This is a genomic window from Sphingopyxis sp. OAS728, assembly GCF_014873485.1.
Classification (GTDB): Bacteria; Pseudomonadota; Alphaproteobacteria; order Sphingomonadales; family Sphingomonadaceae; genus Sphingopyxis.
Window position 1 is genome coordinate 1507130 of sequence record NZ_JADBDT010000001.1, and the last position, 14937, is coordinate 1522066.

Annotated in this window: 14 protein-coding genes and 2 riboswitches; all 14 genes read right to left on the minus strand. The window is 65.7% G+C overall.

Annotated features, from left to right (window positions below):
• Positions 1-316: 316 nt before the first annotated feature.
• The 14 genes from GGC65_RS07060 to ftsZ all read right to left on the minus strand — a co-directional run bounded on the left by GGC65_RS07060 (position 317) and on the right by ftsZ (position 14918).
• Positions 317-1876, minus strand: coding sequence for a fatty acid--CoA ligase (locus GGC65_RS07060; RefSeq protein ID WP_192646501.1), 1560 nt, complete (start codon positions 1874-1876; stop codon positions 317-319).
• 101 nt (positions 1877-1977) lie between these two features.
• Positions 1978-2613: a DUF938 domain-containing protein gene (locus GGC65_RS07065; protein ID WP_192646502.1), complete on the minus strand. Its 636-nt coding sequence runs from the start codon at positions 2611-2613 to the stop codon at positions 1978-1980.
• Positions 2610-3059 carry an ABA4-like family protein gene (locus GGC65_RS07070; protein WP_192646503.1) on the minus strand — a complete coding sequence of 150 codons (450 nt, stop codon included), beginning with the start codon at positions 3057-3059 and terminating at the stop codon, positions 2610-2612. The genes GGC65_RS07065 and GGC65_RS07070 overlap by 4 nt, the downstream gene beginning before the upstream one ends.
• Complete coding sequence (locus tag GGC65_RS07075; RefSeq protein WP_192646504.1) at positions 3056-3703, minus strand: TMEM175 family protein; 648 nt, start codon at positions 3701-3703, stop codon at positions 3056-3058. Before GGC65_RS07075 ends, GGC65_RS07070 begins: the two co-directional genes overlap by 4 nt.
• Before the next feature lie 46 nt (positions 3704-3749).
• On the minus strand, positions 3750-4085 hold the full coding sequence (locus tag GGC65_RS07080; protein ID WP_192646505.1) for a hypothetical protein: 336 nt from the start codon (positions 4083-4085) through the stop codon (positions 3750-3752).
• A complete protein-coding gene (gene gcvPB / locus GGC65_RS07085) occupies positions 4085-5593 on the minus strand; it encodes an aminomethyl-transferring glycine dehydrogenase subunit GcvPB (RefSeq protein ID WP_225941069.1) in 1509 nt (502 codons plus the stop codon). Before gcvPB ends, GGC65_RS07080 begins: the two co-directional genes overlap by 1 nt.
• 32 nt (positions 5594-5625) lie before the next feature.
• On the minus strand, positions 5626-6984 hold the full coding sequence (gene gcvPA / locus GGC65_RS07090; RefSeq protein ID WP_192646507.1) for an aminomethyl-transferring glycine dehydrogenase subunit GcvPA: 1359 nt from the start codon (positions 6982-6984) through the stop codon (positions 5626-5628).
• Positions 6985-6987: 3 nt separating this feature from the next.
• Complete coding sequence (locus GGC65_RS07095) at positions 6988-7809, minus strand: hypothetical protein (RefSeq protein ID WP_318780133.1); 822 nt, start codon at positions 7807-7809, stop codon at positions 6988-6990.
• A gap of 39 nt (positions 7810-7848) precedes the next feature.
• Positions 7849-8220, minus strand: coding sequence for a glycine cleavage system protein GcvH (gene gcvH, locus GGC65_RS07100; protein WP_192646508.1), 372 nt, complete (start codon positions 8218-8220; stop codon positions 7849-7851).
• A gap of 3 nt (positions 8221-8223) precedes the next feature.
• Positions 8224-9360, minus strand: a complete 1137-nt coding sequence (gcvT, locus tag GGC65_RS07105) for a glycine cleavage system aminomethyltransferase GcvT (RefSeq protein ID WP_192646509.1) — start codon at positions 9358-9360, stop codon at positions 8224-8226.
• 55 nt (positions 9361-9415) lie between these two features.
• Positions 9416-9519: riboswitch (glycine riboswitch) on the minus strand.
• Positions 9520-9621: riboswitch (glycine riboswitch) on the minus strand.
• Positions 9622-9681: 60 nt separating this feature from the next.
• Positions 9682-10329, minus strand: a complete 648-nt coding sequence (locus GGC65_RS07110; RefSeq protein ID WP_192646510.1) for an NAD-dependent epimerase/dehydratase family protein — start codon at positions 10327-10329, stop codon at positions 9682-9684.
• Positions 10322-11494, minus strand: coding sequence for a deoxyguanosinetriphosphate triphosphohydrolase (locus GGC65_RS07115; RefSeq protein WP_192646511.1), 1173 nt, complete (start codon positions 11492-11494; stop codon positions 10322-10324). Before GGC65_RS07115 ends, GGC65_RS07110 begins: the two co-directional genes overlap by 8 nt.
• Positions 11491-13404, minus strand: a complete 1914-nt coding sequence (locus tag GGC65_RS07120; protein WP_225940716.1) for an SPOR domain-containing protein — start codon at positions 13402-13404, stop codon at positions 11491-11493. The genes GGC65_RS07115 and GGC65_RS07120 overlap by 4 nt, the downstream gene beginning before the upstream one ends.
• A 59-nt stretch (positions 13405-13463) precedes the next feature.
• Positions 13464-14918: a cell division protein FtsZ gene (gene ftsZ / locus GGC65_RS07125; protein ID WP_192646512.1), complete on the minus strand. Its 1455-nt coding sequence runs from the start codon at positions 14916-14918 to the stop codon at positions 13464-13466.
• Positions 14919-14937 lie beyond the last annotated feature (19 nt).

A 14937-nucleotide genomic window follows, 5' to 3' on the forward strand; every position in this document is an offset into this window, starting at 1 on the left:
TCGGCCTTTCGGGGTGTAAGGTCGCTTGAAAGGCCGAATGTGGGGAGAATTTATGCTGCGCCGGAGAGGTTGGCTTTCAGATTCTCACGGTGAGAGATTGGGGACCGTTCTTATCTTACAGCGGCTATGGGGTGGGAAGCGGTCGTATGAACAGCATCAGGCCCTCTCCTTCAGGGGAGGGCAGCGAGACTTGCGGACTTGTCCTCTAGTCGCAGCGGGTGGGGTCAAGCGGCGTTGCGCAAGGCCGACGGCCCCCACCCCAACCCCTCCCCTGAAGGGGAGGGGCTTGATGTCTGCAATCGGTCGAAACCGGCCATCAATTGACCATCCGCTCATACCCCTCCCAATAGGGCGCACGCAGGTCTTTGCGCAAAATCTTGCCGCTGGCGTTGCGCGGCAGCGCGTCGATCACGTCGATACTGCGCGGGCATTTGAACGGCGCGATGCGCTCGCGCGCCCAAGCGATGATGTCGGCTTCGTCAACACTCGCCCCGGGCTTGGCGACGACCACCGCCTTCACCGTCTCGCCCCATTTCTGATCCGGAACGCCGAACACCGCGACCTCCTGCACCGCGGGATGGCCGAAGATCGCGCTTTCGACCTCGGCCGGATAGACATTTTCACCGCCGGTGATGATCATATCCTTCATCCGGTCGTGGATATAGAGATAGCCATCCTCGTCGAGGTAACCGGCGTCGCCCGTGCGGATCCAGCCGTCGTCGGTCATCGTCCGCGCGGTCGCATCGGGCAGGTTCCAATATCCAAGCATATTGTTCGACGAGCGCGTGACGACCTCGCCCACCTCGCCCTGCGGAAGCGGTGCGCCATCGCCGTCGACGACGCGGATTTCGACCCCCGGCAGCGGCTTGCCCGCCGAGCGCATGCGCTTGTTGCCTTCCGGATCATGATCTTCGGGGGGCAGCATCGAAATCGTGCCGGTTGTTTCGGTCATGCCATAGGCTTGGATGAACTGCGCGCCGAACATCTTGATGCACTGGCGCAGCAGGTCGAGCGGGATCGGCGCGGCGCCGTAGAGGATATATTTGAGCCGGCTGTAGTCGACGGTCGCGCAGCGCGGATGCATCAACAGCATCTGCAGCGCCGCGGGAACGATGAAGAAACGCGTCACGCCATGCTTTTCGACCGCGTCGAACACGCCGTCGGGATTGAATTCGGCGAGGATCACGCCGGGCAGGCCCGCGGCAAGTGCCATGATGCCGAGCCCGGTGCCGCCGATATGTGCGCATGGCATTGCGACCAGTACCGCCTCGTCATCCTCCCATTTGGTATAGGGCAGGTCGAGGCTGTTCGAATGTTTGCGGAGCGCAAAGAGGTTGCGGTTCGAGAGCACCGCGCCCTTGGGGTTTCCGGTCGTGCCCGAGGTATAAAGCTGGAGCACCGCATCGTTCGCGCCCGACGGCTCGAACGGCACGCGCGGCGCCGCGTCGATCATCGCATAGGCTTCGGCGGCAGTGACGATCGCCGGGTCATGCTGCAATTTCCCGGCGAGCTGGTCGGCGAGCGTATCGAACCCCGGCCCGCCGAACACCATCTTCGCCTGCGTGTCGTTGACGATGAACGCCCATTCGGCCGGCGACAGGCGCCAGCCGATCGGCGCCATCACGATGCCCGCGCGTGCTGCACCAAAAAACAGCGTGAAATAGAGGTCGCTGTTCTTGCCGATCCACGCGATGCGATCGCCCTTCTGCAACCCCGCCGCGAGCAGGGCCGAGGCCGCGCGCGCCGTATGGTCATCGAGACTGGCATAGGAATAAACGCGATCTTCCTCGCGCATCGCGACCCGGTCGGGGCGCTCGGCGGCCCAATGGGTCAGGAATTCGTCGAATGTGAAAAGGTCCGAAACATCGCGGCCCATCGCCTATCTCTCCTCGAATCGCATCTTTTTCGTGCAATTGCGACGAGGCTAGCGGCTGCGGGCGCGACGTAAAGCGCCGATCGAATACCCTGTCAGGTCCGTCAGGTGCGACGGAACAGCAGCATCAGGTTGTTCGCGGGCATCGCGCGGCGTTCGGCGAAGGCAAAGCCGGCATTCGTCGCAGCCGCCTTGACGTCCTTCGTATCGCGCAGGCCCCACGCCGGATTGCGCCCGCGCAGGCTGGCGTCGAAGGCGAGATTGCTCTCTGCCGTCGGAACGTCGGGTTCGCGATAGGGCCCGTAGAGGATCAGCGGCGCGTCAGGCGCGAGCAGCGCAGCAGCGCCCGCGAACAACCCCAGCGTCGCCTCCCACGGGCTGATATGCACCATGTTGATGCAGAGGATCGCGTCGGCGCGGTCGATCGGCCATTCACTGGCCGACGCGTCGAGCGCAAGCGGCGGCATAATATTGGCGCGGCCCGCTTCGGCTCGATAGGCGGCGATCGAGGTCAGGCCGGCGGGATCGGGGTCGCTCGGTTGCCAACCGAGCTGCGGAAAGACGGCAGCAAAATGGACGATATGCTCGCCCGATCCGCTCGCGATTTCGAGTATCTTGCCAGTCGCGGGCAGCCAGTCGGCGAGCACCGCGGCGATGGCATCGCGGTTGCGCAGCGTCGCGGGAGCGTGACGCTTATCCTCGTTCCCGCCGTCACCCGGCGTCCATGGACCCGACGTCACTTGGCCTTTGCCTGCGCCCTAGCACGCCGTTCACGGACGATCAGCCACGCCAGCAGCCCGACCGGGCCGACCATCAAGGTCAGGAACAGGAAGGGGAATTGCACGACGCGGCTGAACCCCTTCTGGTCGGCGTCGCGTGCGATCCACATGCCCGTGAACAGGTCGAAGGCAAGATAATGCGTCCAGCCGAGCGTCGCGCCGCCCGGGCTGTCGAACAGCTTCATCACCCCTGCGAGAGTCGTAAAATCGCCACCGCCCGGCCCGCCTGCGTCGATGCTGCCGGTCAGGAAGCCGACGATCATCACAGTATAGGCAAGGCAGAGCAGGAACACGCCGGCGTAGAGGATCACCGCAAGGATCTTGGGAGTGCGCGGCAGGAAGGCGAGCGCGATCCAGCCCGCGAAGGCCCAATAATTGGCGAGTAGAAAGATCGTATCCCAGCTCATGTCGTTCCTTTTCCGCCTTCGGCGGCGTCTGTCCAGCGGTAGCGTGATGCGAAGATGCCAATACTGATCGGCAGTGTGGCATAGACCATCGGCGCGAAGGGTATCGTTGCGCGAAAAAATGTGAGGATAGTCGAAAGCAGTCCGGTCGCGACGAGAATGAGCCAGATAATCATTTGGCCATAAGCCTCGCGCCGCCGCTGCGCATCGAGGTCGGGGTTGCGCCGCGCCGCCGCGAAGAGCCCGGCGGTCAGCAGCGACATCAGGACAAAACCGGCGCCATAGAGTGCGAACATCTGCCCCAGCCGGCCGCCATAATCATCGGCCTGTCCGGTGACAAAGGCTGCAAAGCTCGACGCCATGGCGCGCAGCGGGTGGACATAGAGCAGGACGGTGAAGACGAGCGCGAGGGTCAGCAGCACGAAACGCCAGTCGCCGTCGCCCGCCATGCGCCGCGCGCGGACATGCGCCAGCCAGAACATCGCGATGATCGCAAAAGCGATCGCGAAGCTCGGCGCGCCGGCGATTGCCGCTTCGAGTTGTCGATAGTCGGGCGCCATACCCCCGGTGCCTGCCACCATCAGCGTGACGGCAAAAGCGAAAGCCGCGTCGGTAAACGCGTCGAGCCGATCCTGTCCGCTGGTCATGCGCCCCTCCCCCAAGACCGTCGCTCAGGTCACACCTCTGCCACGGTCAGATCAGGCCGCCAAGCCCGAACAGTACGACACCTGCCAGCAAGGCAATGGCGCCGGTGACGGTGATCAGCAAGGTCATTCGCGCCGCCGCCGCGCGCCGCGACGTCAGGAACGCGGCGGCAAGGCCGAGCCCGACAGCGAACAGCGGCGCCCAGAGGAAGACCCAGTCGTAACTGAATTCGCGGCGGACCTCGATCATCTCCCACTGCTCGACAACGAGGCCGTAGGCTGTGATCGCGATCAGCCAGCCGAGGAGCGTGACAATCGCGAACAACGCACTGGCCGCGACGCAGCCCGTTCGGGAGCGTTCGGAGCCGGGCGCCGGTTCGGCCATCAGTCCTCCCAGGCCAGCACGGGCTTGCGCGCCGCAAGCGTCTCGTCGAGCCGTCCGCGCGGAGCGAAATGCGGCGCCGTCTTGAGCGCCGGGTCGCCGTTCTTCGCGCGCATCGCGATGCTGCGCAGCGCGCCGATGAATTGGTCGAGTGCCGCCTTGCTCTCGGTCTCGGTCGGCTCGACGAGCATCGCGCCGTGGACGACGAGCGGGAAATAGACCGTCATCGGGTGATAGCCCTCGTCGATCAGCCCCTTGGCGATGTCGAGCGTCGAGAAGCCTTCGGCGAGGCCCTTGTCGCTGAACAGCGCCTCGTGCATGCATGGGCCCGATGCCGCGAAGGGCGCGTCGAGCACGCCTTCGAGGCTGCGCAGCACATAGTTGGCGTTGAGCACCGCATCCTCCGCAACCTGCTTGAGCCCGTCGGCGCCGTGGCTGAGGATATAAGTCAGCGCGCGCGTGAACATGCCCATCTGGCCGTGGAAGGCGGTCATGCGACCAAAGGTCTGCGGATGATCCTCACCCGCATTTTCCTCTTCGATCAGGCGGAAGCCTTCGCCCTGCTTCGTCACGAAGGGCAGCGGCGCGAAGGGCGCGAGCGCTTCGGACAGCACCACCGGGCCCGAGCCGGGGCCACCGCCGCCGTGCGGGGTCGAGAAGGTCTTGTGCAGGTTGATGTGCATCGCATCGACGCCAAGGTCGCCCGGGCGCACGCGGCCGACAATCGCGTTGAAGTTTGCGCCGTCGCAATAGACATAGCCGCCGACCGCATGGACCGCGTCCGAAATCGCTTTCATGTCGCGTTCGAACAGGCCGCAGGTATTGGGGTTGGTGATCATCACGCCCGCAACGTCGGGACCGAGGCGTGCCTTCAAGGCTTCGAGGTTGACGCGGCCTTCTTCGGTCGCGGGGATGTCTTCGACCGTAAAGCCCGCGAACGCGGCGGTCGCGGGGTTGGTGCCGTGCGCGCTTTCGGGGACGAGGATCACGCGGCGGTCCTCGCCGCGTGCTTCGAGTGCCGCCTTGATGCAGAGGATACCGCACAGCTCACCATGCGCGCCTGCCTTGGGCGACATGGCGACGCTGTGCATGCCGGTGAGCGTGATCAGCCATTCGGCAAGTTCATGAATTACCGCATACGCGCCCTGCACCGTCTCCTGCGGCTGCAGTGGATGCGCGTCGGCGAAGCCGGGCATGCGCGCGACCTTTTCGTTGAGGCGCGGGTTATGCTTCATCGTGCAGCTGCCGAGCGGGAAGAGGCCGAGGTCGATCGCGTAATTCTGGCGCGAGAGGCGCGTGTAATGGCGCACCGTTTCGGACTCGCTGAGCCCCGGCAGGCCGATCGGCGCCGAGCGCGCGAGCGCACCGAGGTCGGCGGCGGGCGCGGCTTCGTCGAAATCGACGCCGGTCGTCTCGGTCGACCCGATCTCGAAGATCAGCGCTTCTTCGAGCATCAGCGCGCGGTTGCCGGTGAAGGTCGTCGTATCGTCGGCGCCGCCGGCGGTGTTCATTTCGGGGCGCCAGCCGGCGCGGTTGAGCGCGGTCATGCCAGCACCTCCTTCAGGGTAGCGGCGAAGGCGGAAATATCCGCCTCGGTAACGGTTTCGGTAACGGCCACGACAAGGCCGTTCGCGAGACCCGCATTGTCGGGATAGAGCCGGCCGAGCGAGACGCCGCCGAGCACGCCCTTCTCCGCAAGCTTGTGAATCACCGGCCGCGCCTCGGTCGGGAGCAGCAGCGTGAATTCGTTGAAGAAGCCCGTGTTGAGCACCGACACGCCGGGGATCTTTGCGAGCTCGGTTGCCGCCGCCTTTGCCCGCGCATGGTTGATCGCGGCGAGCTGGCGCAGCCCGGCTTCGCCAAGCAAGGTCATATGGATGCTGAAAGCGAGCGCGCAGAGCCCTGAATTGGTGCAGATATTGCTCGTCGCCTTTTCGCGGCGAATATGCTGCTCGCGCGTCGACAGCGTCAGCACGAAACCGCGCTTGCCGTTCGCGTCGACGGTTTCGCCGCAAAGACGTCCCGGCATCTGGCGGACATATTTGGTCTTGCACGCGAAGAGACCGACATAGGGCCCGCCGAATTGCAGCCCGACGCCGAGCGATTGCCCCTCACCGACGACGATATCGGCGCCCATTTCGCCGGGCGACTTGATCAGGCCGAGCGCGACAGGTTCGGTGACGACCGCAATCAGCAGCGCGCCCGCGGCCTCGCACGCTTCGGCAAGCTTGGTCATATCGTCGATACGGCCGAGGATGTCGGGATATTGGACGACGACGCAGCTCACCTCCTCGTCGATGCTGTCCGCGAGCGCCGCCCAGTCGGTGCCGGCTTCAAGGCTGGGGTCAGCGTCGACCAGCACGTCGCCGGTATATTTCGCCATCGTGCGCGCGACGCTGCGATAATGCGGGTGCAGCCCGGTCGACAGCAGCGCCTTGGCGCGCTTGGTGATGCGACGCGCCATGACGATCGCTTCCCAGCAGGCGGTCGAACCGTCGTACATCGACGCATTGGCGACGTCGGTGCCGAGCAGCCGCGCAACCTGCGACTGGAATTCGAACAGCATCTGCAACGTGCCCTGTGCGATTTCGGGCTGGTACGGCGTGTAGGCGGTCAGGAACTCGCCGCGCTGGATCAGGTGATCGACGCTCGCCGGCACATGATGGCGATAGGCGCCGGCGCCTAGGAAGAAAGGACCGTCGCCGGCGGCGCGATTCTGGCGTGACAGCGCCGCCATATGGCGCTCGACTGCGAGTTCGCTGGCATGCATCGGCAGACCCGTGATCGGGCCATCGAGCCGCGCTTCGGCTGGAACGTCGACGAACAGGTCATCAATCGACGATGCACCGATGGTCGCGAGCATCGCTGCGCGATCGTCGGATGTAAGGGGGAGGTAACGCATGAACTACTCCGGAGAAGAGGCTGAATTTGTGGAAAGAAGCTGCGCAACGTCCGCCAGCGAACCGCGGAAGATCGCGGGACCACTGTGCGTCGTGCTGACCCAGGGAGCGAGCCAGATGCGGAAGCCTGCGTCGCGCACACGCCGGCAAAAGGCATAATCGTCGGACAAAAGTGCCCGCGTTTCGGCTTCGACCATCGGCGAAAAGCAGGCGGCTTCATATTCGCCGACCCCATGCGCGTCGCGCTCGGCCGGATCGGGTCGGAACGCGATATCGGGAAGCGTATCGCGCAGCGTTTCGAGCACGTCGCGCCGGATGAGCATCATCGCGGTGCCGAGCCGTGAGAGCTCGACGAGATCGGTCAGCGCGAAACTCTGGCTGGGATCGACAAACTGCAGCGCGAAATCGCCGGCGAAGCGCGCGAGATCGGCAGGATCATCCCTACCAAATCCCCGCTCGACCGCGAGTGCGACATTGCGCCAATTGACCATCCGCCGCGGATAGGCGGCGCCAAGCACGGCGCACTCGGGCCGCGCGGTCATCGCACGTACCATCGAAAACACGTCGTCCGACGTAAAGTCGATATCGGCATCGACGAACAACATGTGCGTGCAATCGCTCGCGAGGAACATCGCCGCTAATATGTTGCGTGCGCGCGTGATCGACGGTTGATAGAGGATGAATTCGAACCGGACCGAAATGCCATGCGCCTGCGCCCTCAGCGCGAGATCGAGCGCCGAGCGCACATAGGTACCCTGCGCCCCGTCATAGATGGGCGTCGCCACCATCAGGCGGCAGGTCGCAAGCGCAGGGTCGATGGTCGTCACACTATCTCCCTCCCCCTCCCGCACGGGAAGAGGACCGGGTCAAAGGTCGTCGCAGAAGGCCTTGTACGCTTTCGCGTCCATCAGCCCGTCGAGCTGGCTCTTGTCGCCGAGCGTCATGCGGAAGAACCAGCCTTCGCCTTCGGGATCCGAATTGACGAGCGCGGGATCTTCCTCGAGCTGCGCATTGCCTTCGGTCACTGTGCCATCGACGGGGGCATAGACGTCGCTCGCCGCTTTCACCGATTCGACCACCGCGGCATCGCCGCCCTGGCTGAGCTCGGCGCCGGTGTCGGGAACCTCGACGAAGACGATGTCGCCGAGCTGGCCCTGCGCGAAGTCGGTGATGCCGACCGTCGCGACGTCGCCGTCGACATCGATCCACTCATGCTCTTCGGTATAATAACGCGGCATCAGTCAACCTCCTGTTTTACGAACATAATTATGCGGAACAAAGGGCATGGCCGCCACGGTGCAATGGACCAGCTTGCCGCGCACTTCAGCGGCAATCGCGGTGCCGGCCACGGCATGGTCGCGCGGGACATAACCCATCGCGATCGGCGCGCCGACACTCGGCGCGAAGCCGCCCGACGTCACGACGCCAATCTCGTCCTCGCCGTCGAACAATTTGGCGCCTTCGCGGACAGGCAGTTTGCCATCGATGAGCAGGCCGACGCGCTTGCGCGGCGGACCGTCTTCAAGATGACCGAGAATACGCGCCGCGCCGGGGAAATTTTCTTCCTCGCGCCGACGCTTGCTGACCGCAAAACCGAGGTCGGCTTCGGCGGGGTCGATCGCGGAGGTGAGGTCATGGCCGTAAAGCGGCAGGCCCGCCTCGAGCCGCAGCGAATCGCGCGCACCGAGCCCGATCGGCTTCACTTCCGCCATCGCGCAGAGCGCGTCGGCGAAGGCCTCAAGCGCCTCGTTGGGCAGCGAGATTTCGAAGCCGTCTTCGCCCGTGTAGCCCGAGCGGCTGAGCGCAATCGCATGACCGTTCCAGGTCGCACGCGCCGCCTGCATGAAGACGAGGGTCGCCGCCTCGGGCACCAACCGCGCGAGCGCATCGACCGCCTTCGGCCCCTGCAGCGCGAGCAGGCCATAATCCTCATTGTGGTTGAGCGTGATATCGTCGGGCAGGTTTTCGCGCATATGCCCGATATCTTCCCACTTCACTGCCCCATTGACGACGATGCCATATTGGTCGCCTTCGTTGGTGACCATCAGATCGTCGAGGATGCCGCCATCTTCGTCGAGCAGCAGCGAATAACGCATCCGGCCGGGCTTCAGTCCCGCGATATCGCCGGGAAGGAGCGTCTCGAGCGCCGCGGCGACATTGTCGCCCGATAGTGCCAGCTGCCCCATATGGCTGACGTCGAACAAGCCGGCGTTTTCGCGGACCCACAGATGTTCGGCCATGATGCCTTCATACTGGATCGGCATCCAATAACCGGCGAACTCGACCATCCGGCCGCCCTTCGCTCGATGCCAGACGTCAAGCGGCAGCGTCGCGGTGTCGACCGCCGTTTCGTCACCCGTAAATTCCGTATCGGTCATGCCAGTCTCCCGCGGTTGCACGGCGTAAGCGCGGCCCGGTGCCGCACCCTGTCGCCATGCCCCCTCTGTCACGGGAACCTGAGAGTTTTCCCCCATATCATGGGGTTACCCCTTCGGTGGTTCCGGTTTAGGGCCGGAACGCTTTCCAGAGTGTCCGTTCCAGCCTGCGCGGTCCTTTTGACCTGAGAGTTTCCGGGGCGGTTGCTCCTTCGGTGGTGAGGCGCCGGTTGCCCTGCCCTCACGCTCTCCCGCGCGGCCGGTCGAATCTCTTGGCAGAGGCCCGACAGACGCTGCGAGCCTTGGCGCCGCCCATTTACGGAGTCAATCGGCGAGCGCTCGGATTGCGTCGTTTTCGTGGATATACACGCCCGAACCACCTTTCCCGGCCAGCGCGACGATCGCGGCGGCGACGGTATCGCCCGAAATCGAACGGTAGCGGCGAAAGGCACCATGCAGCAGCGCGTCGGTCAGGGGGGCGGCGATCGTCGCAATCCCCTCGGCCAGCCGCTGCGGCCCGGGTCGATCGCCGCGCAGCAGGCCGGGGCGGATCAGGTCGAGCCGTCGGAAATCGAGCGCACGAAGGTCGTCTTCGGTCTGCCCCTTGGTGCGGAGGTAAAAATTGCCGCTTTTTGCTGCGGCGCCGACCGAACTCACCGCAATCATATGCGGCGTGCCGGCGCGTCTGGCCGCGCCGGCAACAGCGAGGACGAGGTCGTGGTCGACGGCGCGAAATGCCTCCTGCGACCCCGCCTGCCGGATTGTGGTGCCGAGGCAGCAGATCAGGACCGCCGTCTTTTCAGCCGCGATGACTTCGGGCCAACGGTCTGAGGGAATGATGAGTTGTTTGTGGTGCGGCGCCAGTCCCTCGACATCGCGGCGCGCGAGCACGGTCACGGGCGCGTTTCCAAAGCGTTCGATCACCGCGCGCCCGATGAGCCCCGTCGCGCCGACGATCAGCGCGTCAGGCATGCGCCAGCGCCCCCGGCACCGCGTCGCGGCCGAAGATATCGGCGTAACGGTCGATGGCGAAACGGTCGGTCATCCCCGCGATATAATCACCGATGTGCCGGTTTGTCGCGCATTCTTCGCCCGGCAGTCGCCCTGACCAATCCTCGCCCATCAGGCGCGGGCTTTCGGCATAGGCGGCGAACAGCCGCCCAACCACTTGATTGGCCGCTTCGGCAGCAGCGACCTGTTCGGGGTGGTGATAAAGATTGGCGTACATGAAACGCTTAAGGTCGCGCTCCTCCGCCGCGAGACCGGCCGAAAAACCGCCGAGCGTCCGGCCCGCGGCGCGCACCTCGTCTACACTCCCAACGCCCGCCGCGGCGACATTGGCCTCGGTCGCCGCGATCACATCATTGACCATCACGCCGATCTGGTCGCGGACAAGCTCGCGCAGCAACCGATCGCGCGGCGCGCCGGGAAAGCGTCCCTCAACCGCGCGGAAATTAGCGGCGACGAAGGGCTGTTCCATCAGCTGATCGAGACACAGCAGCCCGGCGCGGAGGCCGTCGTCGATGTCATGATTGTCATAGGCGATATCGTCGGCGACCGCCGCAATCTGCGCCTCGAGGCTGGCATAGCTACCGAGATCGAGCCCAAAATCGCCGTCGATTTCGGCGAGCGCCCAACCGGGGTTCGTCACCGGGCCATTATGCTTGGCGAGCCCCTCGAGCGTTTCCCATGTCAGGTTAATACCGTCGAAGCGCGGATAGGGACATTCGAGCCGCGCGAGCGTGCGCAGCGTATGGCCGTTGTGATCGAAGCCGCCATGCGCGGCCATCGCGGCCTTGAGCGCATCCTCGCCAGCATGGCCGAAGGGCGGGTGACCGATATCATGTGCAAGGCACAGCGCCTCGGTCAAATCCTCGTTCAGCCCGAGCGCGCGCGCGATGCCGCGGCCGATCTGCGCGACCTCGATACTGTGGGTCAAGCGAACGCGATAATGGTCACCGTCGGGCGCGACAAACACCTGTGTCTTGTGGCGCAAGCGGCGAAAGGCGATCGAATGGATGATGCGGTCGCGGTCGCGCTGGAAATCGTCGCGCGGGCCGCGCACCACACGCCCGAGTTCGGCATGACGGCGCCCGCGGCTTTGCGCGGGATCGCTGGCGCAATCGGCGACGCTCACTTGACCGGATCGACGGACTGGCCCGCCTCGCTGTTGAACAGGAAGCCGTCGCCGCCCGCCTTCTTGTAATCGCCCAGCCAATCCTGTGCCGCCTTGCGGTCCTTGAACGGCCCGACGAGCAGGCGGCGCGTCTTGCCCCATTCGGTCGTCGCACCCGACTTGCCCTTGAACACGGCGGGGCTCTTCTTGGCGAATTTGCCGAAATCGGTCGCGAGCGCCTTGGCGTTGGCGCCAGTCGCCACCTGCACCCAGATGCGCGCCGGGTTTGCCTTTTTCTCGGCCGCTTCTTCCTTCGCCTTCGCGTCGGCTTCGGCCTTGGCTTTCGCTGCCGCGCTGTCCTTCTCGCGCTTAGCCGCTTCGGCGGCATCGGCTTTGCGCTTGTCCGCCACCAGTTTGGCAAGCGTGTCGGCGCCGATCGCATTGTCAGACTGGACCAGTTCCTCGGCCGGAATCTCGATCGAGCCGACGATGTCGGCGAGCGAAGCGAGCGGCGCCGCTGAAACCGGTGCGCGCGCGACCGCTCCAGCCGATGACGGCGGCGCAGCGGGCTCGATCACGCTGGGTGTCGGCGCCGGGCTCGGCGCTGCGGCGGTCGAGCGGCCCATGTCGGCGATCGAGAAGCCCGGTCCGACCGGCCCCTTGTGGGCATCGACAGCCGTGCCGATGGGTTCCGGCGTGGCCGCGGACGGCGTAGATATCGGCGCGGATGTGGGTGCCGGGGTCGATGCGGAGGCAGCGGGGACCGGCGTGGGCGTGGGCGTGGGCGTCGATATCGGTGTCGACGCGCTCAGCGCCGGTCGAATCGCCGAACCGGGCGACGGCTGGAGCGAAGGCATCTCGGCGGTGTCGCGTCCTGCCGGCGTCGAGGCGGACGACGGCCTCGCGGTTGGCGATTTGGCGATCGGCGCGGCAGCGGCCGAGACAGGCGGCTTTGCTGCAGGCAAGGGATCGGGCTTTCGCACAGCCGTCACGGGTGTGGGCGCGGCAGACGCGATCTCTTGCCGCTTGCCGCCCGTCGTCTGGCGCTTGCCCGTTGGGACTGGCGCCGGCGAAGGCGGCGGCGAGGCCGCGGCGACCTGGACCGGCTTGCGTTTCGGCCCGAGCTGCCCGTTCGGGAAACGGCCAAAATGTGCCGCCGCCGCCTGCTGCGCCGGATTGAGCCGGTCCATCTGGACCAGATAGGGCATGATATTCTGCGCCATCGCGGGCGGCATCGTCGCATTGACGATCTCGGTCGCTTCCTTGTCGCGACCGTTCATCGCGAGGATCATCGCGCGGAGCCGCCAAGCCCCGCGGTCCTGCGCGCGAAGCTGCGGTGTCAGCATAGCAATCGCGCGATCGGCGTCGCCGCTGATCCCGAGCGACAGCGCGTAACGCCGCGTGAGTTCGTCGTTCGGGGTGATCGACAGCGCGAGCTGGTAATCGCGCTGCGCCGCGTCCTGTTGCCCCAGCAAATCGCGCGCGAGGCCGCGATCAGCCAGAAACAGCCGCTCCGACGCCCCCAGCAACTGCGCTTCGCCGAAATAATCGAGCGCGCGCGTCGGATTTTCGGAATGGACCATCGCCGAGCCGAGCGCCGCCTTGACCGCGCCGTCACGCGGGCTCGCCTGTTCGGCGCGAACGAGAAAGCCGAGCGCGGCGCGATAATCCTCGAGCTCGATCGACGCGCGGCCGGCGTCGAGCAACGCCGCTGTGTCGCTATTGTTCGACGCGATGCGCGCGAGCGCCGACGAGAGCAAGGTCCGCGCAGCCGTCCGCTTCTGCATTGCGGCCTGCGTCGCGGCATCGGGCGGCGTCACCTGCAAGGCGTGGACCGGCCCGATCAGGGCTGTCCCAAGCAACAGCACGCCGAGCGCGCCGGCAAACCGCCGTGCGCGCACCGGCCCCGCCGTCAATTTCGCTTGCCGCATGGGCAACTCATCCCGATTTCCGGCCTGCCGTGCCCGGCGGGCGGCCGCACGAAGCCCCGTTACTGGTTGTTCTGCCGCCCCAGGAAGCGCGGAATATCGACCCCGTCTTCCTTGCCGCCATCGTCGCTTTCGGGAGCCGAAGCCCCGCGCGACAGTCGCGACATGCGCTCGAACAACGTACCGCCGCCGATCGAGCGCGCCGGCGCTTCCTCGGCCGGGGTCGGATCCGCAGCGGGTGCCGAGCGATATTCGGCCGGCGCTTCGGGTGCGTCGAGCACGAGCTCGTCGGCGGTATCGTCATAGGTCGCGGCGACCTGCGACAATTCCATCGGCTCCTCTTCGGCGGCCGCTGCCGGAACCTCGGGCTCGGCATCGCTCAGCGAGAAGCCGGGGGCCGGATCCTTGTCCTCGGCCGCAGGCGGTTCGACCACAGGCTCTTCACGAACCGCGGGTTCGACGACCTCTTCGGCCACCGGAGCGGGCGTAGCCGCACGTGCCGGGGCGAAGGAGAAGCTGCGCGTCGCAGGCGATGCCTGAGCAACCTCGCCGCTACCGTCGATGCCCGTGGCAACGACCGATACGCGGATCTTGCCGTCGAGGCTGTCGTTGAACGCGCTGCCCCAGATGATGTTGGCGTCGGGATCGACCAGTTCGCGAATATGGTTCGCCGCCTCGTCGACTTCCATCAGGCGCATGTCCTCGCCGCCGGTGATCGAGATGATGACGCCCTTGGCGCCTGCCATCGACACGCCGTCGAGCAGCGGGTTGGCGATGGCTTTCTGTGCCGCTTCGAGTGCGCGGCCGTCGCCTTCGGCTTCGCCGGTGCCCATCATCGCCTTGCCCATTTCGCGCATCACGCTGCGCACGTCGGCAAAGTCGAGGTTGATCAGGCCGGGCATGACCATCAGGTCAGTGATCCCGCGCACGCCCTGCTGCAACACTTCGTCGGCCATCGTGAACGCTTCCTTGAAGGTCGTGTTCGGGTTGGCGACGAGGAAGAGATTCTGGTTCGGGATGACGATCAGCGTGTCGACATGCTCTTGCAGCTCGGCAATGCCGGCCTCGGCCGAACGCATGCGGCGATTGCCTTCGAAGGTGAAGGGCTTGGTCACGACGCCGACGGTCAGGATACCGCGGTCGCGCGCCGCCTTGGCGATGACCGGAGCCGCACCGGTGCCGGTGCCGCCGCCCATGCCGGCTGCGACGAAGCACATATGTGCACCGTTCAGTGCCTCTTCGACCTGCGCGATGCTTTCCTCGGCAGCCGCGCGACCGACCTCGGGCCGCGAACCCGCGCCCAGTCCCTGGGTGATCTGCGTCCCCAGCTGGATGCGGCGTTCGGCGGGCGAAGCGTTCAGCGCCTGCGCGTCGGTGTTCGCGACGACGAAATCGACGCCCTCGACCCGTGCTGCGATCATGTTTGCGATGGCATTGCCACCCGCACCGCCGACGCCGATCACCGCGATGCGCGGCTTCAGCTCGTCGACCTGCGGCGGGCCAATATTGATGCTCATCAAATAGTCTCCCTGCAGC

Bases quoted from the DNA above. Each gene is read 5' to 3' on its own strand.
- GGC65_RS07060 (WP_192646501.1), bottom strand. From the start codon at position 1,876: ATGGGCCGCGATGTTTCGGACCTTTTCACATTCGACGAATTCCTGACC.
- GGC65_RS07070 (WP_192646503.1), bottom strand. From the start codon at position 3,059: ATGAGCTGGGATACGATCTTTCTACTCGCCAATTATTGGGCCTTCGCG.
- GGC65_RS07075 (WP_192646504.1), bottom strand. From the start codon at position 3,703: ATGACCAGCGGACAGGATCGGCTCGACGCGTTTACCGACGCGGCTTTC.
- GGC65_RS07080 (WP_192646505.1), bottom strand. From the start codon at position 4,085: ATGGCCGAACCGGCGCCCGGCTCCGAACGCTCCCGAACGGGCTGCGTC.
- gcvPB (WP_225941069.1), bottom strand. From the start codon at position 5,593: ATGAACACCGCCGGCGGCGCCGACGATACGACGACCTTCACCGGCAAC.
- gcvPA (WP_192646507.1), bottom strand. From the start codon at position 6,984: ATGCGTTACCTCCCCCTTACATCCGACGATCGCGCAGCGATGCTCGCG.
- gcvH (WP_192646508.1), bottom strand. From the start codon at position 8,220: ATGCCGCGTTATTATACCGAAGAGCATGAGTGGATCGATGTCGACGGC.
- gcvT (WP_192646509.1), bottom strand. From the start codon at position 9,360: ATGACCGATACGGAATTTACGGGTGACGAAACGGCGGTCGACACCGCG.
- GGC65_RS07110 (WP_192646510.1), bottom strand. From the start codon at position 10,329: ATGCCTGACGCGCTGATCGTCGGCGCGACGGGGCTCATCGGGCGCGCG.
- GGC65_RS07120 (WP_225940716.1), bottom strand. From the start codon at position 13,404: ATGCGGCAAGCGAAATTGACGGCGGGGCCGGTGCGCGCACGGCGGTTT.
- ftsZ (WP_192646512.1), bottom strand. From the start codon at position 14,918: ATGAGCATCAATATTGGCCCGCCGCAGGTCGACGAGCTGAAGCCGCGC.